Here is a 21,827-nt window from a genome sequence, read left to right on the forward strand (position 1 = left end):
CCCATGCTGTTTTCCGTCAAGGGCAAACACCGCCGTCCCTCCAAGGCCACCCAGCTCGCCGCGCTCGTCGGCGTCACCGGCATCGCCGTCGCCGCCCCGTTGATGACCGCGGGCACCGCCTCGGCCGCCACGTCCTCCGAGTGGGACCGCGTCGCCCAGTGCGAGTCCGGCGGCAACTGGTCCATCAGCACCGGCAACGGCTACTACGGCGGCCTGCAGTTCTCGGCCTCCACCTGGGCCGCGTACGGCGGCACCGCCTACGCCTCCACCGCCGACCAGGCGTCGAAGTCCCAGCAGATCGCCATCGCCGAGAAGGTCCTCGCGGGCCAGGGCAAGGGCGCCTGGCCGAGCTGCGGCGTGGGCCTCTCCGGCGCCTCGTACGACGGCGGCGCCGCCGAGAGCGCTCCGCAGCAGGAGCAGCCGAAGCAGGAGCGGAAGGCCGAGCAGCCGACCACCCGCAGCGAGCAGCGCCAGGCCCCGAAGAAGGAGCGCCAGGCCGCCCCCGAGGCCGCCAAGAAGACCGTCACCACCCCGACCGGCAAGACGGTCAAGAAGGGCGACGGCGAGTACAAGGTCGTGGCCGGCGACACCCTCAGCAAGATCGCCGACGCCCAGGGCGTCAAGGGCGGCTGGGCCCAGCTCTTCGAGCTGAACAAGGACGTCGTCGAGAACGCCGACCTGATCTACCCGGGCCAGCAGCTCCACCTGAAGTGAGCCCGGCGGGTCGCGTGAGTCCGGCGGCTCACGCGCCCCCGACGACCCTCCCGCGGTGACCACCCCGGTCCGGTGCGCGCTTCCCCGTGCGCGCCGGACCGGGGTTCCCCTTATTGAGAGGGCTGTGCATTGCGGGTATCGAGGGGGCTCCGGAGCCCCTCCGCGACCCACTTGATGGTTACCGCCCAGTAGATCTGGGGCCCTTCGCCCCGTTGTGCGTGCCCTTGGGTCCTTTTTCGTCCCAGGGGGCGGGCGCCCGGCCGGTCGGAGCCTCCGGGGCGGTTAGGCTCTTGTCGCAAGGCCGAGCGACCCAGCACAGGCCCTGCGTCACATCCAGCGTCACATCCCAGAAGGAGATGCTCGTGCCGTCCATCGACGTCGTCGTAGCCCGGGAAATCCTGGACTCCCGAGGCAACCCCACGGTCGAGGTCGAGGTCGGCCTCGACGACGGCAGCACCGGCCGTGCTGCCGTTCCGTCCGGCGCCTCCACCGGTGCGTTCGAGGCCCTGGAGCTTCGCGACGGTGACCCGAACCGTTACCAGGGCAAGGGTGTCGAGAAGGCCGTCCTCGCCGTCATCGAGCAGATCGGCCCGGAGCTCGTCGGCTACGACGCCACCGAGCAGCGCCTGATCGACCAGGCCATGTTCGACCTGGACGCCACCCCGGACAAGTCCTCGCTCGGCGCCAACGCCATCCTCGGCGTCTCCCTCGCCGTCGCGCACGCCGCCTCCGAGGCCAGCGACCTCCCGCTCTTCCGCTACCTGGGCGGCCCGAACGCGCACCTGCTGCCCGTTCCGATGATGAACATCCTCAACGGTGGGTCGCACGCCGACTCCAACGTCGACATCCAGGAGTTCATGATCGCCCCGATCGGCGCGGAGTCCTTCTCCGAGGCCCTCCGCTGGGGCACCGAGGTCTACCACACCCTCAAGTCCGTCCTGAAGTCCAAGGGCCTCTCCACCGGCCTCGGCGACGAGGGCGGCTTCGCCCCGAACCTCGGCTCCAACCGCGAGGCGCTCGACCTCATCCTCGAGGCGATCAAGCAGGCCGGCTACGTGCCCGGCAAGGACATCGCGCTCGCGCTCGACGTCGCCGCCTCCGAGTTCTACAAGGACGGCAAGTACGAGTTCGAGGGCAAGGCCCGCTCGGCCGCCGAGATGACCGAGTACTACGAGGAGCTCGTCGCCGCGTACCCGCTGGTCTCCATCGAGGACCCGCTGTTCGAGGACGACTGGGCCGGCTGGAACGTCATCACCGAGAAGCTCGGCGAGAAGGTCCAGCTCGTCGGCGACGACCTGTTCGTCACCAACCCGGAGCGCCTGGCCCGGGGCATCGAGGAGAAGTCCGCGAACGCCCTGCTCGTCAAGGTCAACCAGATCGGCTCGCTGACCGAGACCCTCGACGCCGTCGAGCTGGCCCAGCGCAGCGGCTTCAAGTGCATGATGTCCCACCGCTCCGGCGAGACCGAGGACGTCACCATCGCCGACCTGGCCGTCGCCACCAACTGCGGCCAGATCAAGACCGGCGCCCCGGCCCGCTCCGAGCGCGTCGCCAAGTACAACCAGCTGCTGCGCATCGAGGAGATCCTCGACGACGCCGCGGTGTACGCCGGCCGCAGCGCCTTCCCGCGGTTTCGCACTGCGAACTGATCGCCACGGCAAGGGCTGATCGAAGGCGGACACCCGCTCTCATCCGTACGTCCCCGCACTCGGTCCCGTACCGTGTGCGGGGACGTCCGCGTGAACAGGGGAGGCGACACGACATGGCCGTGAAGGACCGGGACCGGTTCTCGACCGCGACCCGGATCAGGCTGCTCGGCGAGCAGACCGCCGCCCGTGTCTACCGCTCCCAGACCCGCCGTCAGGCCCGCCGCTCCCGGCTCACCGGCCGCGCGGCCTTCCTCGCCCTCGTCGTCTGCTCTCTGGTCGTGGCCCTCGCCTATCCCATGCGCAGCTACGTCTCCCAGCAGGGCGAGATCGCCGAGCAGGAGCGCCGGGCCGCCGAGGCCGCCCGGCGGGTGCAGGAGCTGAGGGACGAGAAGGCCCGCCTCCAGGACCCGGCCTACGTCCGCCGCCTCGCCCGCGAGCACCTGCACTACGTGCTTCCCGGCGAGACCGGCTTCACCGTGAACGACCCCGGCGCGGAGCGGCGGCCCCGCGCCGATCAGGGCGCGGCGGACCGCCCCTGGTACGACAACCTCTGGGACGGCGTGGACAACGCCGACCGCCGCTGACCTCCCGTACGACCGACGACCTAGGCACCCAAGGCAGACATGCAAACGCCCCCTCCGCAGACCGAACGCACCGAGCCCACCGAGGCGGACGTCGCCGCCTTCGAGCTCCAGCTCGGACGGCCGCCCCGCGGCCTGCGCGCCATCGCGCACCGCTGCCCCTGCGGGCAGCCGGACGTCGTCGAGACGGCGCCCCGGCTCCCCGACGGCACGCCCTTCCCCACCACGTACTACCTGACCTGCCCCCGGGCGGCCTCGGCCATCGGCACCCTGGAGGCCAACGGGGTCATGAAGGAGATGCAGGCCCGGCTCGCCACCGACCCGGAGCTCGCCGACGCCTACCGGGCCGCGCACGAGGACTACCTCGCCCGCCGCGACGCCATCGAGGTCCTGGAGGGCTTCCCGAGCGCCGGCGGGATGCCGGACCGGGTCAAGTGCCTGCACGTCCTCGTCGGCCACTCGCTGGTCGCGGGCCCGGGCGTGAACCCGTTCGGCGACGAGGCCCTCGCGATGCTGCCGGAGTGGTGGGCCAAGGGCCCGTGCGTCACCCCGTGCGTGGTGCCGAAGGAGGAGGACGGCTGGACGGTCGAGGGCGACGAGAGCGGCCACTTCGCCTTCAAGCCGGTCGACGACGACGCCGCCGACGCTTCCGGTGAGGGGGAGGAGAAGTGACCCGGGTCGCCGGAATCGACTGCGGTACGAACTCCATCCGCCTCCTCGTCGCCGACGTGCACCCGGAGACGGGCGAGCTGGTCGAGCTGGACCGGCGGATGACCATCGTCCGGCTCGGCCAGGGCGTCGACCGGACGGGCCGGCTCGCCCCCGAGGCCCTGGAGCGGACCTTCGCCGCCTGCCGCGAGTACGCCGCCGTGATCCGGGAGCTGGGCGCCGAGCGGATCCGCTTCGTCGCCACCTCGGCCTCCCGCGACGCCGAGAACCGCGACGACTTCGTGCGCGGGGTCGTGGAGATCCTCGGCGTCGAGCCCGAGGTCATCACCGGCGACCAGGAGGCCGCGTTCTCCTTCGCCGGCGCCACCGGCGAGCTGCCCGGCACGGAGACGTACCTGGTCGTGGACATCGGCGGCGGCTCCACCGAGTTCGTCACCGGCACCGACCGCGTCCAGGCCGCCCGCTCGGTCGACATCGGCTGCGTCCGGCTCACCGAGCGGCACGTCCGCCACGACCCGCCGACCGCCGAGGAGGCCGAGGCGATCCGCGCCGACGTCCGGGCCGCGCTCGACCTGGCCGCCGGGGCCGTGCCGATCGACACGGCCGACGTCCTCGTCGGACTCGCCGGCTCCGTCACCACCGTCGCCGCCATCGCCCTCGGCCTCCCGGAGTACGACTCCGAGAAGGTCCACCACTCCCGGATCTCCGCCGAGCAGGTCGCCGAGGTCACCGACCGGCTCCTCGCCTCCACCCACGACGAGCGGGCCGCGATCCCCGTGATCCACCCCGGGCGGGTCGACGTGATCGTCGCCGGAGCCCTCGTCCTGAGGGAGATCGTCGAGCGCGTCGGGGCCCGCGAGGTGGTCGTCAGCGAGCACGACATCCTCGACGGGATCGCCCTGTCCGTCGCGTAGTCGGTCGCGCGGACCTCGATGGGAAGGCCCTATGCGTCGCATAGGGGGGCGCTATCGAGCCTTCCCGAGGGGTTCCGCCGGGAAAGTTCGTGAAGTTCTTCACAAGGAAAAGGGCCCTGAGGGAGTCCGAAGGGGGCCGTTGGGCCCTCCGAGGGGTGTCTCGGGGCCCTTTCGCAGGTGCGGAGGCCGATCCGCCCGGTGTTTCCATCGCGTGAACGGGGCCTCCGGTTCAGGGTTAACGGAGGCTCTCCGGTCCAGTTCACGGGGGGTGAACAACGTTCGCCACTGCACCCCGGTTCCTTTGCAGGAACATGACCTGGATCACGTGGGCGGCGGAGTGTAGCAGAGGTGTCCACCAACCTTGTGAAGGGGCGCACGAACGCACCCCCCGGACGGGGTGGATACTCGATGGCATGAGCACCACGGAGCGTCCCAGGATCCTCGTAGTAGGCGGCGGGTACGTAGGCCTGTACGCAGCTCGGCGCATCCTCAAGAAGATGCGCTACGCGGAGGCGACCGTCACGGTCGTCGACCCGCGGTCGTACATGACCTACCAGCCCTTCCTCCCCGAAGCCGCCGCCGGCAGCATCTCGCCGCGCCACGTCGTCGTCCCGCTGCGACGCGTCGTCCGCGGAGCCGAGGTGCTCACCGGCCGGGTCACCACCATCGACCAGGACCGCAAGGTCGCCACGATCGCGCCGCTCGTCGGCGAGGCGTACGACCTGCCCTTCGACTACCTCGTCATCGCGATGGGCGCGGTCTCCCGGACCTTCCCGATCCCCGGCCTCGCCGAGCAGGGCATCGGCATGAAGGGCATCGAGGAGGCCATCGGCCTGCGCAACCACGTCCTCGAGCAGCTCGACAAGGCCGACTCGACCACCGACGAGGAGGTCCGCCGCAAGGCGCTGACCTTCGTCTTCGTGGGCGGCGGCTTCGCCGGCGCGGAGACCATCGGCGAGGTCGAGGACCTGGCCCGCGACGCCGCGAAGTACTACCAGAACGTGTCGCGCGAGGACATGCGCTTCGTCCTGGTCGACGCGGCCGACAAGATCCTTCCCGAGGTCGGCCCCAAGCTCGGCCAGTACGGCAAGGAGCACCTGGAGAGCCGCGGGATCGAGATCTACCTCGAGACCTCCATGGACTCCTGCGTCGACGGCCACGTCGTGCTGAAGAACGGCCTGGAGGTCGACTCCAACACGATCGTGTGGACCGCCGGCGTCAAGCCGAACCCGGCGCTCTCCCGCTTCGGTCTGCCGCTCGGCCCCCGCGGCCACGTGGACTGCAACGAGAAGCTCCAGATCAACGGCCTCGACTACGCCTGGGCCGCGGGCGACAACGCCCAGGTCCCGGACATGGTCGGCCGCCGCGCGGGCAACCCGAACGCCTGGTGCCCGCCGAACGCCCAGCACGCCCTGCGCCAGGCCAAGGTCCTCGGCGACAACGTGGTGGCCGGGATGCGCGGCTTCCCGCAGAAGGAGTACAGCCACGCCAACAAGGGCGCGGTGGCCGGACTCGGTCTGCACAAGGGCGTCGCCATGATCGTCATGGGCAAGGTGAAGATCAAGCTCAAGGGCCGTCTCGCCTGGTACATGCACCGCGGCTACCACGGCATGGCGATGCCGACCTGGAACCGCAAGATCCGCGTCTTCGCCGACTGGACCCTGGCGATGTTCCTCAAGCGCGAGGTCGTCTCCCTCGGCGCCATCGAGTCGCCGCGCGAGGAGTTCTACGAGGCCGCCAAGCCCGCCCCCGCCCCGGCCGCCCCGGTGCAGGAGAAGGCCAAGGCCTCCTGACGCTCCGCCAGCAGTAGGCAGTACCCCTGTGAAGGGCCGCCCGCCATCCGTGGTGCGGGCGGCCCTTCGCGTGTTTTGCCGACTCGTTGCGCCCCGGCGGGAGTGCCGGCGCCCACCCACGGTGTTCCCTGGGGGACGGACGTTTCCGGGACACCGATCACGGAGGTGGGCACCATGGCCGACGCCGCTTCGCGGCTGGCGAATCTCGCGGAAGAGCTCCTCGGAGGACCGCTCCCGGTCCGGCTGCGCACCTGGGACGGCGGCGAGGCCGGTCCCGCGGACGCCCCCGTCCTGGTCCTCCGCGACCGCCGCGCCCTGCGGCGGATGATCTGGAAGCCCGGCGAACTCGGCCTGGTCCGCGCCTGGGTGGCCGGGGAACTCGACGTCGAGGGGGACCTGTACGAGGTCCTGGACCGGGTCTCCGGACTCCTCTGGGAGCGCGACGGCGGCTCCCCGGGCCCGCTCGCCGCCGCCCGCGACCCCCGGCTGCGCGCCGCCGCCCGCGAGCTGCTGCGGCTCGCCGGGCCCGTCCCCCCGCCGCGCCCGCCGGCCGAGGAGGTCCGGGGCCGCAGCGGCGGCCGGCACACCCGGCGCCGCGACCGGCAGGCGATCGGCCACCACTACGACGTGGGCAACGACTTCTACGCGCTGGTCCTCGGCCCCTCGATGGTCTACTCGTGCGCCTACTGGACGCCCGGCGGCACCCTGGAGGAGGCCCAGCGCGACAAACTCGACCTGGTCGCCCGCAAGCTGGACCTGAAGGAGGGCGACCGGCTCCTCGACGTGGGCTGCGGCTGGGGCTCCATGGCCCTGCACGCCGCCCGGGAGTACGGCGCCCGGGTCGTCGGCGTCACCCTCTCCCGCGAACAGGCCGCCCACGCCCGCAAGCGCGTCGCCGAGGAGGGCCTGACGGACCGGATCGAGATCCGCGTCCAGGACTACCGGGACGTCGTCGACGGCCCGTACGACGCGATCTCCTCGATCGGCATGGCCGAGCACGTCGGCGCCGTGAAGTACCGGGAGTACGCCGACGTCCTGTACGGGCTCCTCAGGCCCGGCGGGCGGCTCCTCAACCACCAGATCTCCCGGCGCCCCGAGCCCGACGAGGCCGCCTACGCGATCGACCCCTTCATCGACGCGTACGTCTTCCCCGACGGCGAACTCGCCCCGATGGGCCGCACCCTGACGACCCTGGAGGACGCCGGCTTCGAGGTCCGGGACGTGGAGGCGCTCCGCGAGCACTACGCCCTCACCCTGCGCCGCTGGGTGGCCAACCTGGAGGCGGACTGGGACCGGGCCGTCCGGCTCGTCTCCCCGGGCCGGGCCCGGGTCTGGCGGCTCTACATGGCCGCCTCCGCCGTATCCTTCGAGCGCAACCGGATCGGCGTGAACCAGTTCCTCGCCGTGAAGACCCCCGCGCCGGGGACGAGCGGGATGCCGCTGCGACCGCGCGCGTGGACCGGGGGGACGGACTGACGGACGTACGGGAAAGGGCCGGCCTCCCGGGCGGGAGGCCGGCCCTTCGCCGGTGGTGCGGGCGGCTACTCGGCCTTGATGGCGGCGAGCATGTTCAGACGGGCCGCGCTGCGGGCCGGCCACAGCGAGGCGAGGACGCCGACCAGGGCGGCCAGGAGCAGGAAGATCCCGATCCGCTCCCAGGGCAGCACCAGGGCGTAGCCCGGCAGGCTGCTCTTGAACGTCTCGCCGAGCGCCCAGCCGAGGAAGGCGCCGAGGCCGATGCCCACGACCGCGCCGAACACCGAGATGACCACGGCCTCCAGACGGACCATCCGCTTCACCCGGCGCCGGTCGAGACCGATCGCGCGGAGCATCCCGATCTCCTGCTGGCGCTCGAAGACGGACATCGCGAGGGTGTTGACCACGCCGAGGACGGCGATGATCAGGGCCATGCCGAGCAGGCCGTACACGATGTTCAGGAGCATGTTGATCGGGCCGCCGAAGGCGTCGCGGATGTCCTTGTGGTTCATCACCGTGATGCCGGGGTTGTCGCCCATGGCCTTCGACAGCGCCTTGGCGTTGGCCGCGGAGGCGCCGCCGTCCATCGCGACGTAGACCTCCCGCGTGTAGGGCTGCTGCTCGTGGGCGTTGATCAGCTTGCGGTCGATCATGACGGGGGAGACGAACTCGCTCTCCTCGTAGATCGCGCCGACGGTCAGCTTGTCCTTGGCCTTGTCCAGGTACTCGACCGGGACCGTGTCGCCGACCTTCAGGCCGCGCTTCTCGGCGGTCTTGTCGGCGACCGCGATCTGGCCCTTGCCCAGCGAGGCGAGCGAGCCGTTCACGACGTGGAGGTTGAGGACCTTCTCGATGTCGCCGGGGGTGACGCCGGAGGCCGAGACGAACGAGCCCTTCAGCTCCAGGGCGCCGGCCTGCTGCGGAGAGACGGCCGTGACGCCGGGGGCCTTCGCGAGGGCGGTGATGGCCTCCTCGCCCAGGCTGTCGCCGCTGGCCATGACCACCATGTAGTCGGCCTTGATCTGGTCGACGGTCATCTTGTCGATGGCCGCGCCGACGGTCGCGCCGAGCACCGACAGGCCGGTGACCAGGGTCAGGCCGATGGCGAGCGCGGAGGCGGTGGCGCCGGTGCGGCGCGGGTTGCGGACCGCGTTCAGGCCGGCGAGCTTGCCGGAGATCCCGAAGAGGCCGACGAACAGCGGGCGGATCAGGGCGATCACGGGCCGCGACAGCATCGGGATCAGCACGATCACGCCGATGAGGGTGAGGAACGCGCCGCCCGCGATGAGCATCCGGCCCTCGTCCCCGCCCTGGCCCGCGCCGAGCACGATCAGGACGACGCCGAGCGCGGTGAACGCGGCACCGACGGAGTTCCGCAGGACGAGCGACTTGGTGCTCGCGGAGGCGTGCACGCTGTTCATGGCGGCGACCGGCGGGATCTTCGCGGCGCGTCGGCCGGGCAGCCAGGCGGCGAGCATGGTGATCAGGACGCCGACGGCGAACGCGGAGACGACGGGCGCGGCGCCGATGACCAGGCCGCCGGCCGGGATCTTCAGGTCGAAGGCGTTCATGGCCGACCGGAGCGCGACCGCGAGGCCGACGCCCAGGACGAGGCCGACGGTCGAGGCGACCAGGCCGACCAGACCGGCCTCGGCGAGGACGGAGCGGGTGATCTGCTTGCGCGAGGCGCCGACCGCGCGCATCAGGGCCAGTTCCTTGGTGCGCTGGGCGACCAGCATCGTGAAGGTGTTGGCGATCAGGAAGACGCCGACGAAGAGCGCGATGCCCGCGAAGCCCAGGAGCACCTGGTTGAGCGCGCCGAGCCCGGCCTCGATGTCCTCGGCCTGCTTGTCGGCGAGGGCCTGCCCGGTCTGGGCGGTGGCCGCCTTCGGAACCACCTTCAGGACCTCGTCGAGCAGCTTGTCCGCCTGCGCGCCGGGGGCGGCCGTGACGGTCATGTCCTGGAAGTACCCGGGCTTCAGGTAGAGCTTCTGGGCCACGGAGGTGTCGAAGAGGACCAGGCTGCCGCCGGCGTTGACGGCGCCGTCCTCGGTGGTGAAGACGCCGGAGAGGACGTACTCCTTCACCGGGCCGTTGGTGGCCACGCGGACGGTGTCGCCGACCTTGTAGCCGCCCTTGTCGGCGGAGGCCCGGTCGAGGGCGATCTCGCCGTCGCGGGTCGGCCCGTCGCCCGCGGTGAAGGCGTACGCGCGGTCCTTGCCGTCCTTGCCGGGGGCGAAGTTGGTGCCCTTGTTGGACCAGCCGACGCCGATCAGCTTGCCGTCCTTGTCGGGCACGCCGGCGAAGCCGCCGACGCGCGGGGCGACGGAGGCGACCCCGGCGACCCCGGCGACCTCGTCGACGTCCTTCTGGGAGAGGCCGGGCGCCTGCCGGGCGTCCTCGGGGTCCGGGTACATCTCGACGGCGACGGCGACGTCGTCGTAGCTCTTCGCCGACTGGTTGCGGAAGGCCTGGGAGAGGGTGTCGGTGAAGACGAGGGTGCCGGAGACGAAGGCCACGCCGAGCATCACGGCGAGGACGGTCATCAGCAGTCTCGCCTTGTGCGCGAGCACGTTGCGCAGGGCGGTACGGAACATGGGGTGTCCTGAACGGAAGGGGTGGGGCGGACGGAGGTCGGGGGGCGCGGGGGCCGCGCTGCGGGGCCGTACCGGTTCGAGTCCGGTTCCGGCTCCCGTGCGTCAGCTCGTACGGCCCTTGGCGTCGAAGGCCTTCATGCGGTCGAGCACGCCGTCCGCCGTCGGGTTCAGCATCTCGTCGACGATCCGGCCGTCGGCGAGGAAGATCACGCGGTCCGCGTAGGAGGCGGCGACGGGGTCGTGGGTGACCATGACGACGGTCTGGCCCAGCTCCCGCACCGAGTTGCGCAGGAAGCCGAGGACCTCGGCGCCCGAGCGGGAGTCCAGGTTTCCGGTCGGCTCGTCGCCGAAGATGATCTCGGGGCGCGAGGCGAGCGCGCGGGCCACGGCCACGCGCTGCTGCTGGCCGCCGGAGAGCTCGGTGGGACGGTGGCCGAGCCGGCCGGAGAGGCCGAGCATGTCGATGACCTGCTGGACCCACTGCTTGTCGGGCTTGCGGCCCGCGATGTCCATCGGCAGCGTGATGTTCTCCATGGCCGTCAGGGTCGGCAGCAGGTTGAACGCCTGGAAGATGAAGCCGATCTTGTCGCGGCGCAGCTGGGTGAGGTGCTTGTCCTTGAGGGTGGACAGCTCGGTCTCGCCGATCCGCACCGAGCCGGAGGAGAAGGAGTCCAGGCCGGCGACGCAGTGCATGAGCGTCGACTTGCCGGAGCCGGAGGGGCCCATGATGGCGGTGAACTCGCCCTGCCGGAAGTCCACGGTGACGTGGTCGAGCGCGACCACCTGGGTCTCGCCGTGGCCGTACACCTTCGAGAGGTCCGTGGCGCGGGCGGCCACCGCGGTGGCGCGGGACACGGTGGGGGAGGTGGTCACGAGGAGGACTCCTGTCACTGCGGGGCTGTTTCGGGAACCCCTCCATCGTGTCGAGCGTTCCGGCCCGGGACGTCCGTCCACGTGCCCGTTCCCGGGGCAGTCTGGAGTCGGACCGGAGTGCCGGGGTCTCCTCCTGAGGTATGACCGGGCCCCCGAGAGCCGCCGGGCCGGGGGCCCCGGGCCGAGGTGACACAAATGCGACGACTTTTCGTCATTCCCCGGGGTGCGGGTTTGCGCCTGCGACCCCCGTCACACTTAGGGGAAAAGGCCCCCACCTGCACTGACGCACCCTCAGGCCTCAATAAAATAAGACAACATCAGGGGCGATGTTCCGCTGAACGAGGGAAGCGCCCCGATAGGCTCATGTGCCAACGCGGAGCTTCGCGACGCCCGGATGGTGGAATGCAGACACGGCGAGCTTAAACCTCGCTGGCCTTCGGGCCGTACCGGTTCGAGTCCGGTTCCGGGCACCATCGACGACCGTGCCGCCGACCGGCGGGGCCGCCCGTTCTCCGCCGGTCCCCTCCGGGCCTCCCGGGAGGCGGGGGACGTGTCCCGGACGCTCCGCGCGTACGGAGCGGACCGTTCCGTTCCCCCCGCCCACCGTTCCGTTCCTCCCCCTCGACGGGGCCGTTCCTCCTGCTCGCGCGCCCGCCCGTCCGGACGCCCGCAGCGCCCCCGGGGGCCGTCGATCGCCCCTGTTACCCTGAGGTCCCCTCCGCCTCCTGTTAGGTTCTCATGCCGACATGAATATCCTGAACCTTTCGGTAGTGCCCTCCCAGCGGCGCGCACCGGAAGGGGGTGGCGCGGCACCCGCGGGGAATGTGCCGAAACCGGCGGAGCACCATTCGAGGAAGCCCGCCCTTCTCCTTTCCGGAATTTTCTTCCTGGTCTATCTGGCGTTGTCCGCACGGCGGCACGCGATACATCTCACGACCGGATACGACCTGGGAATCTTCACCCAGATAGCGAAGTCCTACTCGGAGTTCACGGCCCCGTACGCCCCTCTCAAGGGAACCGGATACAACGCGCTCGGGGACCATTTCCACCCGATCCTCGCGCTGCTCGGTCCCGTGTACAAGGCGTTCCCGTCGAGCTATACGCTCCTGGTCTGCCAGGCGGCCCTGGTCGCGGTGTCCGTCATTCCGATCACGCGGTGGGCCCAGGAGGTCAGGGGCCGGAAATTCGCCTACTGGATCGGAATCTCCTACGGCGCTTCCTGGGGGATCGCGGAACTCGTCCAGTTCGACTTCCACGAAGTGGCCTTCGCGGTGCCGCTGCTCGCGTTCTCCGTGTGCGCGGCCGGCCGCGAGAGGTGGCGCCCGGCCGTCCTCTGGGCGATCCCCCTGGTCCTGGTCAAGGAGGACCTCGGGCTCACGGTGGCGGCGGTCGGCGCGTACGTCGCCTGGAAGGGGCCCCGGCGCACGGGGATCCTGCTGGCGCTCTTCGGGATCGTGGCGACGGCCCTCGCCATGTTCGTCGTCCTCCCCTCCGTCAATCCGCTCGGCGAGTTCGCCTACTGGCCGCCCGCGGAACCCGAGGAGAAGGGCCTCCTGGTGAAGGCCGCGGCGACCTTCTGGCCGCCGGTCAAATGGCTCACGCTGCTCATGCTCGTCGCCCCCACCGGATTCCTGGCGGTCCGCTCCCCGCTCCTGATCGTCATGCTCCCCACCCTCGGCTGGCGCTTCACCTCGGATTTCCCCAACTACTGGGGAATGGACTTCCACTACAGCGCGATCCTGATGCCGGTCGCCTTCGCCGCGGCGGTCCACGCCGTCGCCTCGGGACGGATGATCACCCGCAGGCTCCTGCACGCCGCCGTGATCGGGGCGGTCGCCACCGGCGTCACCTTCTTCACCTCCCCGTTCCACGAACTCGTACTGTCGCGGACATGGGTCGCGTCCGAGCACGTGCGCGTGACCGGTGAAATCCTCGGGAAGATCCCCGACGGCGCCACGGTGGCCGCGTCCAATCGCCTCGCGGCCCAGCTCGCGTACCGGACCACCGTCAGCGAAGTGTGTCTCTTCCCGCGTTCCTTCGCGCCGAAGGAACCGCCCCGCTGGATGGTCTACGACAACGCCGATCCGTCCGATCCGGAATGCGCCACCGGGAAGTCCCTGGAATCCGGCGCCCCGGACGTCCCCGGCTACCGGCTCGTCGAGCGCCGCAGCGGGATCTCCCTGCTGGAGCGGGTCGACGGCCCCGGCGGACGGCCCTGAGGACCGGTCCTCCGGCACGGGGTGCGTACACCCCGCGCCCCGGGAGAGGAAGAGCGGGAAGATGAGGGAAAGATCCTCCCCGAGCACTAGGGAGTTTCTTTTGCCTACGCATTACCCTTGACGCAAGGCCGCGCCGTGCGGTCTGCCATGGAGGAGTGAGATGAGGAGCAGCAACCCGGTCTTCTCGCGACGGGGGTTCAGCCGCGACAACGGCTACGCGGGCTTCAACGCGCAGCAGCCGCAGGCCGGGGGCCCCGCCGTCGGAACCAACCCGTACGCCACGGGCAACCCGTACGCCGAGGGCGCGACGAACCCGTACGCGACCAACCCGTACGCCCCGCAGGACACGCAGCTCGGCGCCCCGCAGCAGGCCCGCGGCAACGTGATGACGATCGACGACGTCGTGAGCCGCACGGCCATGACGCTCGGCACGGTCGTGCTCACCGCCGTCCTGTCCTGGCTGCTGCTGCCGGTCGACCCGGCGAACCTGGGCAAGTCCTACGGCATCGCCATCGGCGCCGCCCTGGTCGCCCTCGTCCTGTCGCTCGTGCAGTCCTTCAAGCGCAAGCCGTCGCCCGCGCTGATCCTGGGATACGCCGCCTTCGAGGGCGTCTTCCTCGGAGTGATCTCGGCCGCCGTCTCGACGTACATCGCCGACGGCGTCGTCATCCAGGCGGTCCTGGGCACCATGGCGGTCTTCGCCGGCGTGCTCATCGCCTACAAGATGGGCTGGATCCGGGTCAACCGGCGCTTCTACGGCTTCGTGATGGCCGCCGCGATGGGCTTCATGCTCCTCATGGTGACCAACCTGCTGTTCGCCGTCTTCGCCGGCGGTGACGGCCTCGGCTTCCGCAGCGGTGGCCTCGGCATCCTGTTCGGCGTCATCGGCATCATCCTCGGCGCCTGCTTCCTCGCCCTCGACTTCAAGCAGGTCGAGGACGGTGTGAACTACGGCGCGCCGCGCGAGGAGGCCTGGCTGGCCGCCTTCGGTCTCACCATGACCCTGGTGTGGATCTACCTGGAGATGCTGCGTCTGCTGTCGATCCTCCAGGGCGACGACTGACGCACGACCCCCTGACTCGGGGGGAAGGGCCCGTCCGGCTGCGTGCCGGGCGGGCCCTTCCGCGTTCCCCGGCCCGTTGGCGGGAGGCCCCGGGCGGCGCGTAGGGTCGCGGGATGCTTGATACGAGTGACCTGACCGCCGCCGTGGAGCGGTTCGCCGACCGGCTGCGGGCCGCCCCGCAGAGCCGCCTCCAGCGGGGCGCGGCGGCCGAGGGGCTCGCCCTCGCCCGGGAGCTCGCGGTGCGCGCACAGCGCGCCGAGGACCCGGACCGGGAGCCGAGGACCATGCCGGACGCCGGGGTCTTCGCGGTCGCCGACCAGCTCGTGGTGGCCGGCAGCGACCTGGCCGAGGCACTGCGAACGGCCCCGGCCGGCCCCCGCGCGGGGGAGCTGGACGAGGCCGTGGGGCTCGTACGGGAGGCGGCGGAGCGCTCGGGCCTGTAGGGCCTTCCGCCGCCCTACAGGGAGGCGATCACGCGGTCCGCGAGGATGTAGACGTTCTCCTCGTCCGTGTCGCCGTACGAGAAGGTCAGGGCGAAGGCGCCCGAGACGCCCGAGCCGCCGAGCAGGACCGGGGTGCGGCCCGCGCGCAGGGCCTCCGCGAGGCGCTCCGCGGTCTCGCGGTGCCCCGGGGTCATACAGAGCGTGGTGCCGTCCGCGAAGACGTACACGTCCAGGGTGCCGAGCGGGCCCGGGCGGACGTCGGTCAGGGCCGTGCGCGTGTCGGCCAGCTCCTCCAGGCGTGCCACCGTCCGCTCGTGGTCGGTGACGACCGGGGTCTGCACCGGCACGAAGTCCGGGTGCGAGGGGTGCCGGCGCCGGGCCGCGGCCAGCTCGGGGGAGTCCTCGGGGAACTCGTCCAGCGGCTCCGCCGCCGCGCCGTCCAGCGCCGCCGCCTCGGCCTCCATGGCCTCCAGGGCCATCGCCTCCAGGCCCACGAAGTCCGCCTGGCGCGGCACGAAGAAGGAGCCGTCCTCGGCCGGGCCGCCGAGGCCGCCCAGCAGGGACGGGGCGTCGGCCGCGTCCCGGGCCTCCTGCGCGGCCCAGAAGGCCCGCGCCTCGGCGAGCTCCCGCTCGCGCTCCTCGGCCAGGGCCTCCGCGACCGCGGCCCGTATCTCGGCGGCGGGCGTGGCGCGGGCCGCGGGAACCGTGACGCCGTGCCCGGCGGCCAGCTCGCGCCGCAGGGCGGTGACCTGCTTGCGGAGACCGTGGACGGCGTGCAGGGCGGCAGCGCCCACGGCCGTGGCGGCGGCCGTGGTCAGCAGCAGGGCAAGAGGCATGGCGCTCACTGACGTACTCCCGATTCCGAGTCGATCCCCCGACTTCCTACCTCAGCTTGTCGTGAGGTGGGGGCCGCTGTCAGTGCATTACGTCACGAATTGGACAGGTATTTCTACCAGGCGTTTAGTCCCGAAACCGCTCTGACCTGGGAAAACGAACTCCCCCGGGACGTAGGTCACATCCTGGGGGAGATTCGGTCACGGCTGGGACGCGACGTGGTTGGCCGCCGCTTGCGAGGGGAGCGGGCTCAGCTCAGCTCAGTCGCTCGATGACCATCGCCATGCCCTGGCCGCCGCCGACGCACATGGTCTCCAGGCCGAACTGCTTGTCGTGGAACTGGAGGCTGTTGATCAGGGTGCCGGTGATGCGGGCGCCGGTCATGCCGAAGGGGTGGCCGACGGCGATGGCGCCGCCGTTGACGTTCACCTTGTCCAAGTCGAGGCCCAGCTCCTGGTAGGACGGGATGACCTGGGCGGCGAAGGCCTCGTTGATCTCGGCCAGGTCGATGTCGCCGATGGTGAGGCCGGCGCGCTTCAGGGCCTGCTTCGACGCCTCGACCGGGCCGAGGCCCATGATCTCGGGGGAGAGGCCGGAGACGCCGGTGGAGACGATCCGGGCCAGCGGGGTCAGGCCCAGCTCGCGGGCCTTGGTGTCGGACATGATCACCAGGGCGGCGGCGCCGTCGTTGAGCGGGCAGCAGTTGCCGGCGGTGACCAGGCCGTCGGGGCGGAAGACCGGCTTGAGGCCCTGCACGCCCTCCAGGGTGACGCCCGCGCGCGGGCCGTCGTCCGCCGAGACGACCGTGCCGTCCGGCAGCGTCACCGGGGTGATCTCGCGCTCCCAGAAGCCGTTCTTGATGGCCTGCTCGGCGAGGTTCTGCGACCGTACGCCGAACTCGTCCATCTCCCGGCGGCTGATGCCCTTGAGGCGGGCCAGGTTCTCGGCGGTCTGGCCCATCGCGATGTACGCGTCGGGGACGAGGCCGTCCTCGCGCGGGTCGTGCCAGGTGGAGCCCTCGGAGGCGGCGACCTCGGCGGTGCGGGCCTCGGCCTCGGCGAAGAGCGGGTTGTGCGTGTCGGGCAGCGAGTCCGAGTTGCCCTTGGTGAAGCTGGACACCATCTCGACGCCGGCCGAGACGAAGACGTCGCCCTCGCCCGCCTTGATCGCGTGCAGCGCCATCCGGGACGTCTGGAGCGAGGAGGAGCAGTAACGGGTGATCGTGCAGCCCGGCAGGTGGTCCATGCCCATCTGCACGGCCACGATCCGGCCCAGGTTGTTGCCCTGCTCGCCGCCGGGCAGACCGCAGCCCAGCATCAGGTCGTCGATGTCGCGCGGGTCCAGCTCGGGCACCTTGGCCAGGGCGGCCTGGACGATGGTCGCGGTCAGGTCGTCCGGACGCAGGTCCTTCAGGGAGCCCTTGAAGGCCCGGCCGATCGGGGAACGGGCGGTCGAGACGATCACGGCTTCGGGCATCACGGCTCCATGAGGGTGCGGAGTGGGCGGACTGAAAAGGAAGTTACCCGTACGTACCGCACAGGTCACCGGGACGGGCGTGTGATGCGGACCTCTTTTCTAAGCGGGCGCTCAGTCGGCGGGGGTGGTGGCGGTCGGGGCCCGGCTGCGGCCAGGCATTCCGCCGGGGGGCGTCGGCCGGAATCCGGGCCCCCGGCGGGGACTCCACCGGGGGTGCCGCCCGGGACCCGGCTTCCGGCGGAAGCCCCCGCCAGGGGCGCCCGCCGACCGGAGCCCGGCCCCGGCCGTCCCTCACCCCGCCGGAGTCTCCGTAGGAGCGACGGTGTCCGTCGGTGTCCCTCCGGTCCCGGCGGAGCCGTCCGTCTCCTCCGGGGGGACCGCGACCGGGAGGCGGCGCCGGCGGCGGTGCTTGAGCAGGGCCCACGGCGCCCGGGCGCCGGTGACCTCGGTGCCCGCCTCCCGTGCCGCCTCGGCCGCCGCCTTCGCCACCGGCAGCATGTTCTCCCGGCGCGCCGGCTCCAGCCGGTCCGCCTCGGGCCACACGCCGAGCACCGCGCAGAGCGTCGGCAGGACGGCCATCGCCGCCGTCGCGTACCCCTCGGCCGACGGGTGGAAGCTGTCCACCCCGAACATCTCGCGCGGGTTCGCCGCGAACTCCGGACCGAGCAGGTCGCCGAGCGACACCGTCCGCCCGCCCTGCTCCACCACCACGATCGTCTGCGCCGCCGCCAGCTGCCGCGACGCCCGCCGGGCCAGCCAGCGCAGCGGCTGGTAGACCGGCTCGATCGTGCCCAGATCCGGGCAGGTGCCGACGACCACCTCCGAGCCCGCCGTCCGCAGCCGCCGCACCGCCGCCGCCAGGAGCCGCACCGACTCCGTCGGCGGCATCCGGTGCGTCACGTCGTTCGCCCCGATCATGATCACGCACACGTCCGGCGGCCCCAGGGGCTGCGCCAGCAGCAGTGACACCTGCCGCTCCAGATCGTCCGAGCGCGCCCCCGACAGGGCCGCGTTCCGCAGCAGCACCGGCCGCTCCGCCACCGCCGCGAGCCCCGAGGCGAGCAGCGCCCCCGGGGTCTGGCCGGTGCGGCGCACCCCCTGGCCCGCCGCCGTGGAATCACCCAGAAGGGCCAGTCGCAGCGGGGCCTCCGTCCCGAACGCCCGGCCGTAGAGCCCGTCCGCCGCGGGCGGCATCGGAGCCGCCCCGCCGCCCACGGTCCGCTTCGCGATGTGCGCCTCGGCGAGCAGGACCCCCACCGCCGCGACCCCGAGGAGTCCGATGCTCCCGCCGCCGTACGCCGCACCCGCCGCGATCCGCCGCGCCACCCTCGCCCTCGACATGGGGCCGTCACCTCCTTCAAGCCGTTCACGGTGTAACTGCCCCGTAACCCGCTCCGACTACGCATACGCTGGCCACACCATTACGGAGACCCCGGAGATTACGGTGCAATTCCACGACTCGATGATCAGCCTCGTCGGCAACACCCCGCTGGTGAAGCTCAACCACGTCACAGCGGGCATCCAGGCGACCGTCCTGGCCAAGGTCGAGTACTTCAACCCCGGCGGCTCGGTCAAGGACCGGATCGCCCTGCGGATGATCGAGGCGGCCGAGCGCAGCGGCGAGCTGAAGCCCGGCGGCACCATCGTCGAGCCCACGTCGGGCAACACCGGCGTCGGCCTGGCGATCGTGGCCCAGCAGAAGGGCTACAAGTGCGTCTTCGTCTGCCCGGACAAGGTGTCCCTGGACAAGATCAACGTGCTGCGCGCGTACGGCGCCGAGGTCGTGGTCTGCCCCACGGCCGTCGACCCCGAGCACCCGGACTCGTACTACAACGTCTCCGACCGGCTCGTCCGCGAGACGCCGAACGCCTGGAAGCCGGACCAGTACTCCAACCCGAACAACCCGCGCTCGCACTACGAGACCACCGGTCCCGAGCTGTGGGAGCAGACGGACGGGAAGATCACCCACTTCGTCGCGGGCGTCGGCACCGGCGGCACCATCTCCGGCACCGGCAACTACCTCAAGGAGGCCAGCGGCGGCGCCGTCAAGGTCATCGGCGCCGACCCCGAGGGCTCCGTCTACTCGGGCGGCTCGGGCCGTCCGTACCTGGTCGAGGGCGTCGGCGAGGACTTCTGGCCCAGCGCGTACGACCGGAAGGTCGCCGACGGGATCGTGGCCGTGTCCGACAAGGACTCCTTCCAGATGACCCGCCGCCTCGCCAAGGAGGAGGGCCTCCTCGTCGGCGGCTCCTGCGGCATGGCCGTCGTCGCGGCCCTGGAGGTCGCCCGCGGCCTCGGCCCCGACGACGTCGTGGTCGTGCTGCTGCCGGACTCCGGCCGCGGCTACATGTCCAAGATCTTCAGCGACGAGTGGATGGCCGACTACGGCTTCCTGGAGCACACCTCCTCCGCCACCGTCGCGGACGTCCTGCGCCACAAGGAGGGCGGCCTGCCCTCCCTCGTCCACATGCACCCGGACGAGACCGTCGGCCAGGCCATCGAGGTGCTGCGCGAGTACGGCGTCTCCCAGATGCCCATCGTGAAGCCCGGCGCCGGCCACCCCGACGTCATGGCCGCCGAGGTCGTCGGCTCGGTCGTCGAGCGCGAGCTGCTCGACGCCCTCTTCACCAAGCGGGCCTCCCTGGAGGACCCGCTGGAGCGCCACATGAGCGCGCCGCTGCCGCAGGTCGGCTCCGGCGAGCCCGTGGCCGACCTGATGTCCGTCCTGGGCGAGGCCGCCGACGCGGCGATCGTCCTGGTCGAGGGCAAGCCGACCGGCGTCGTCAGCCGCCAGGACCTGCTCGCCTTCCTGGCGGGCGGCGACGCGAAGTAGCCCCGGAAGCGGTCGTACGGCGCCGCGAGGCGGACCCGGGAGCGGTCCGCGCGGACGAGTTCGCGCAACTGGTACGAGCGCGTCACGTCCGCGCAGCACCCGCTTAACACGCGTCCGGCAGATTGTTCCTCGTCGGCGTCACGGACTTCCGGAGCGGCTCCCGGGCCTCCAGAGACGCCACGGACGCGGACCGGCCCTGACCCGGGCCCGTGTCCCTCGCGGGGACCGCCGTCGTCCCGCCCCCCGGCAACGGGGGTGCGGCGGTCCCCGCCAAGCTTCACCGAAGGGCCCCCCGCGGTGGCGGGGGGCCCTTCGGTCATCCTCTTCCCAGGACCGCCCGCACCGGATCGTGCATATCCTTATGCAGACCGACGTGCGAGTGAATAGGTGAAAGGGGAGGGCGACGTGAGCGACAGCCCGGCCGGCCGGCTCCAGGCCCTCTTCGAGGGGCACCGGCTGACGCCGACCCAGCGGCGGATCGCGCACTGCATGGTGCGGCGGGCCGGGGACGTGCCGTTCCTGTCCAGCGTGGAGCTGGCCGAGCTCGCCGGGGTCAGCCAGCCCTCCGTGACCCGCTTCGCCGTGGCCCTCGGCTTCGACGGGTACCCGGCGCTCCGCCGCCACCTGCGGGAGGTCGCGCCCCCCGAGGCCGGAGCCGGGTCCGGCGGGGGCGAGGAGCACAACGAGTACCAGCAGGCCGTGCTCGCCGAGATCGAGAACCTCCGGCACCTCGCCGGGCTGCTCGCCGACTCCGGGCCCGTCGAGCGGGCCGGCCGGCTGCTCGCCCGCTCCCGCCCGCTGCCCGTGCTCGGGCTGCGGGCGGCCTCCTCGCAGGCGCGCGGCTTCGCCTACTTCGCCGCCAAGGTGCACCCGGACGTCCGGCTGCTCGACGAGGGCGGCTCGATGCTCACGGACCGCGTCGACGCGGCCGTACGGGCCGGGGCCACGGCCCTGCTCTGCTTCGCGCTGCCCCGGCACCCGCGCGAGGTCGTCGAGGCCCTGGAGTACGCGCGGGCGGCCGGGCTCGCGGTCGTGACCGTCGCCGACTCGGCGTTCGCGCCCGTCGCCGCCCACAGCGACCTGCTGATCCCGGCCGCCGTCGGCACGGGGCTCGCCTTCGACACCGCCTGCGCCCCCATGATGCTCGGCCGGGTCCTCCTGGAGGCCATGGCCGACGAACTCCCCGACGCGCAGGCGCGCCTGGAGGAGTTCGACGCGAAGGCGGCGGCGCGGGGCCTGTTCGTCGAGTAGCCGGCCGGGGCCCGCCGGCCGTCAGACCTCCAGCTCGGCCTCGATCTTCTTCAGCTGGTGGCGGGCCATCGCCAGGTTCGCCCGGTCCTTGTGCAGGGCCAGGTAGAGGAAGAGGCCGTTGGTGTTGCGGCCCTTGAGCAGCCGGATCAGGTGGTAGTGGGTGCCGAGGGTGATGAGGATGTCCTCGATCTCGTCGTTGAGCCCCAGCATCTCCATCGCCCGGACCTTGGCCCGGACGACGTCGGTGTTGCCGGCCGCGGCGACGTTGAGGTCGAGCTCCTTGCCGCCGCCGATCGTGCCGAGCGCCATGCCGCTGGTGTAGTCGACGAGGGCGGCGCCGATCGCGCCTTCGATGGAAACCGCTTCCTTGAGGGAGGTCTCGGTGTTCGCCATGGTGTCGTACTTCTTCCTTCTGGGGGGACGTGCTAGTGGGGTGACGGGC

General features: G+C 71.7%; 18 protein-coding genes and 1 tRNA gene. 13 read left to right on the forward strand and 6 right to left on the reverse strand.

The genetic code is table 11. From position 1 onward, the window contains the following. Positions 1–3: 3 nt before the first annotated feature. The 7 genes from ACIQD7_RS26510 (at position 4) to ACIQD7_RS26540 (ending at position 7,796) form a co-directional block, all read left to right on the forward strand. Positions 4–714: a transglycosylase family protein gene (locus ACIQD7_RS26510; RefSeq protein WP_402444806.1), complete on the forward strand. Its 711-nt coding sequence runs from the start codon at positions 4–6 to the stop codon at positions 712–714. A gap of 356 nt (positions 715–1,070) precedes the next feature. Beyond that, positions 1,071–2,363, forward strand: a complete 1,293-nt coding sequence (gene eno, locus ACIQD7_RS26515) for a phosphopyruvate hydratase (RefSeq protein ID WP_402444808.1) — start codon at positions 1,071–1,073, stop codon at positions 2,361–2,363. Positions 2,364–2,476: 113 nt separating this feature from the next. Then, positions 2,477–2,947, forward strand: a complete 471-nt coding sequence (locus ACIQD7_RS26520) for a septum formation initiator family protein (protein ID WP_121831641.1) — start codon at positions 2,477–2,479, stop codon at positions 2,945–2,947. Positions 2,948–2,986: 39 nt separating this feature from the next. Further along, positions 2,987–3,616, forward strand: a complete 630-nt coding sequence (locus ACIQD7_RS26525) for a DUF501 domain-containing protein (protein WP_402444809.1) — start codon at positions 2,987–2,989, stop codon at positions 3,614–3,616. Further along, a complete protein-coding gene (locus tag ACIQD7_RS26530; RefSeq protein WP_402444811.1) occupies positions 3,613–4,527 on the forward strand; it encodes an exopolyphosphatase in 915 nt (304 codons plus the stop codon). Before ACIQD7_RS26525 ends, ACIQD7_RS26530 begins: the two co-directional genes overlap by 4 nt. Before the next feature lie 413 nt (positions 4,528–4,940). Next, positions 4,941–6,320 carry an NAD(P)/FAD-dependent oxidoreductase gene (locus ACIQD7_RS26535; protein WP_078968552.1) on the forward strand — a complete coding sequence of 460 codons (1,380 nt, stop codon included), beginning with the start codon at positions 4,941–4,943 and terminating at the stop codon, positions 6,318–6,320. Between the two features lie 174 nt (positions 6,321–6,494). After that, the gene (locus ACIQD7_RS26540) at positions 6,495–7,796 is read left to right on the forward strand and encodes a class I SAM-dependent methyltransferase (protein ID WP_402444813.1); all 1,302 of its coding nucleotides are present in this window, start codon (positions 6,495–6,497) and stop codon (positions 7,794–7,796) included. 65 nt (positions 7,797–7,861) lie between these two features. On the opposite strand, the gene ACIQD7_RS26545 is transcribed toward ACIQD7_RS26540, so the two are convergent. Then, on the reverse strand, positions 7,862–10,393 hold the full coding sequence (locus ACIQD7_RS26545; protein ID WP_402444815.1) for an ABC transporter permease: 2,532 nt from the start codon (positions 10,391–10,393) through the stop codon (positions 7,862–7,864). 102 nt (positions 10,394–10,495) lie between these two features. After that, positions 10,496–11,266, reverse strand: coding sequence for an ABC transporter ATP-binding protein (locus ACIQD7_RS26550; protein WP_402444817.1), 771 nt, complete (start codon positions 11,264–11,266; stop codon positions 10,496–10,498). Positions 11,267–11,654: 388 nt separating this feature from the next. Between ACIQD7_RS26550 and ACIQD7_RS26555 the strand changes: the two genes are divergently transcribed. From ACIQD7_RS26555 to ACIQD7_RS26570, 4 genes are all read left to right on the forward strand, one after another. Then, positions 11,655–11,739, forward strand: a tRNA-Leu gene (locus ACIQD7_RS26555). Positions 11,740–12,168: 429 nt separating this feature from the next. After that, positions 12,169–13,485 (forward strand): DUF2079 domain-containing protein, encoded by a 1,317-nt coding sequence (locus tag ACIQD7_RS26560; protein ID WP_402444819.1) that lies wholly within the window; start codon positions 12,169–12,171, stop codon positions 13,483–13,485. A 160-nt stretch (positions 13,486–13,645) separates the two neighbouring features. Then, a complete protein-coding gene (locus ACIQD7_RS26565) occupies positions 13,646–14,548 on the forward strand; it encodes a Bax inhibitor-1/YccA family protein (RefSeq protein ID WP_121833333.1) in 903 nt (300 codons plus the stop codon). Positions 14,549–14,661: 113 nt separating this feature from the next. Continuing rightward, positions 14,662–14,991 carry a hypothetical protein gene (locus tag ACIQD7_RS26570; RefSeq protein WP_161371898.1) on the forward strand — a complete coding sequence of 110 codons (330 nt, stop codon included), beginning with the start codon at positions 14,662–14,664 and terminating at the stop codon, positions 14,989–14,991. A 14-nt stretch (positions 14,992–15,005) separates the two neighbouring features. Here the strand turns inward: ACIQD7_RS26570 and ACIQD7_RS26575 are convergent, their stop codons facing one another. The 3 genes from ACIQD7_RS26575 to ACIQD7_RS26585 all read right to left on the reverse strand — a co-directional run bounded on the left by ACIQD7_RS26575 (position 15,006) and on the right by ACIQD7_RS26585 (position 18,642). Then, complete coding sequence (locus ACIQD7_RS26575; protein WP_402444907.1) at positions 15,006–15,827, reverse strand: hypothetical protein; 822 nt, start codon at positions 15,825–15,827, stop codon at positions 15,006–15,008. 253 nt (positions 15,828–16,080) lie between these two features. Further along, the gene (locus ACIQD7_RS26580; protein ID WP_121833336.1) at positions 16,081–17,301 is read right to left on the reverse strand and encodes an acetyl-CoA C-acetyltransferase; all 1,221 of its coding nucleotides are present in this window, start codon (positions 17,299–17,301) and stop codon (positions 16,081–16,083) included. A gap of 291 nt (positions 17,302–17,592) precedes the next feature. Continuing rightward, complete coding sequence (locus ACIQD7_RS26585) at positions 17,593–18,642, reverse strand: SGNH/GDSL hydrolase family protein (protein WP_402444821.1); 1,050 nt, start codon at positions 18,640–18,642, stop codon at positions 17,593–17,595. Positions 18,643–18,745: 103 nt separating this feature from the next. Here ACIQD7_RS26585 and ACIQD7_RS26590 point away from each other — a divergent pair, with 103 nt between their 5' ends. Continuing rightward, positions 18,746–20,134 carry a cystathionine beta-synthase gene (locus tag ACIQD7_RS26590; RefSeq protein ID WP_402444823.1) on the forward strand — a complete coding sequence of 463 codons (1,389 nt, stop codon included), beginning with the start codon at positions 18,746–18,748 and terminating at the stop codon, positions 20,132–20,134. Between the two features lie 405 nt (positions 20,135–20,539). Continuing rightward, on the forward strand, positions 20,540–21,385 hold the full coding sequence (locus tag ACIQD7_RS26595) for a MurR/RpiR family transcriptional regulator (protein WP_402444824.1): 846 nt from the start codon (positions 20,540–20,542) through the stop codon (positions 21,383–21,385). 21 nt (positions 21,386–21,406) lie between these two features. Here the strand turns inward: ACIQD7_RS26595 and ACIQD7_RS26600 are convergent, their stop codons facing one another. Next, positions 21,407–21,778 (reverse strand): hypothetical protein, encoded by a 372-nt coding sequence (locus ACIQD7_RS26600; protein WP_121829812.1) that lies wholly within the window; start codon positions 21,776–21,778, stop codon positions 21,407–21,409. Between the last annotated feature and the right edge of the window lie 49 nt (positions 21,779–21,827).

The sequence above is a fragment of the Streptomyces sp. NPDC093071 genome (assembly GCF_044754545.1).
GTDB lineage: Bacteria > Actinomycetota > Actinomycetes > Streptomycetales > Streptomycetaceae > Streptomyces.

Excerpts from the sequence above, each read along its gene's own strand:
- ACIQD7_RS26540 (WP_402444813.1), top strand. The coding sequence starts at position 6,495 with ATGGCCGACGCCGCTTCGCGGCTGGCGAATCTCGCGGAAGAGCTCCTC.
- ACIQD7_RS26510 (WP_402444806.1), top strand. The coding sequence starts at position 4 with ATGCTGTTTTCCGTCAAGGGCAAACACCGCCGTCCCTCCAAGGCCACC.
- ACIQD7_RS26525 (WP_402444809.1), top strand. The coding sequence starts at position 2,987 with ATGCAAACGCCCCCTCCGCAGACCGAACGCACCGAGCCCACCGAGGCG.
- ACIQD7_RS26535 (WP_078968552.1), top strand. The coding sequence starts at position 4,941 with ATGAGCACCACGGAGCGTCCCAGGATCCTCGTAGTAGGCGGCGGGTAC.
- eno (WP_402444808.1), top strand. The coding sequence starts at position 1,071 with ATGCTCGTGCCGTCCATCGACGTCGTCGTAGCCCGGGAAATCCTGGAC.
- ACIQD7_RS26520 (WP_121831641.1), top strand. The coding sequence starts at position 2,477 with ATGGCCGTGAAGGACCGGGACCGGTTCTCGACCGCGACCCGGATCAGG.
- ACIQD7_RS26545 (WP_402444815.1), bottom strand. The coding sequence starts at position 10,393 with ATGTTCCGTACCGCCCTGCGCAACGTGCTCGCGCACAAGGCGAGACTG.
- ACIQD7_RS26565 (WP_121833333.1), top strand. The coding sequence starts at position 13,646 with ATGAGGAGCAGCAACCCGGTCTTCTCGCGACGGGGGTTCAGCCGCGAC.
- ACIQD7_RS26575 (WP_402444907.1), bottom strand. The coding sequence starts at position 15,827 with ATGCCTCTTGCCCTGCTGCTGACCACGGCCGCCGCCACGGCCGTGGGC.
- ACIQD7_RS26585 (WP_402444821.1), bottom strand. The coding sequence starts at position 18,642 with ATGTCGAGGGCGAGGGTGGCGCGGCGGATCGCGGCGGGTGCGGCGTAC.
- ACIQD7_RS26600 (WP_121829812.1), bottom strand. The coding sequence starts at position 21,778 with ATGGCGAACACCGAGACCTCCCTCAAGGAAGCGGTTTCCATCGAAGGC.
- ACIQD7_RS26580 (WP_121833336.1), bottom strand. The coding sequence starts at position 17,301 with ATGCCCGAAGCCGTGATCGTCTCGACCGCCCGTTCCCCGATCGGCCGG.
- ACIQD7_RS26570 (WP_161371898.1), top strand. The coding sequence starts at position 14,662 with ATGCTTGATACGAGTGACCTGACCGCCGCCGTGGAGCGGTTCGCCGAC.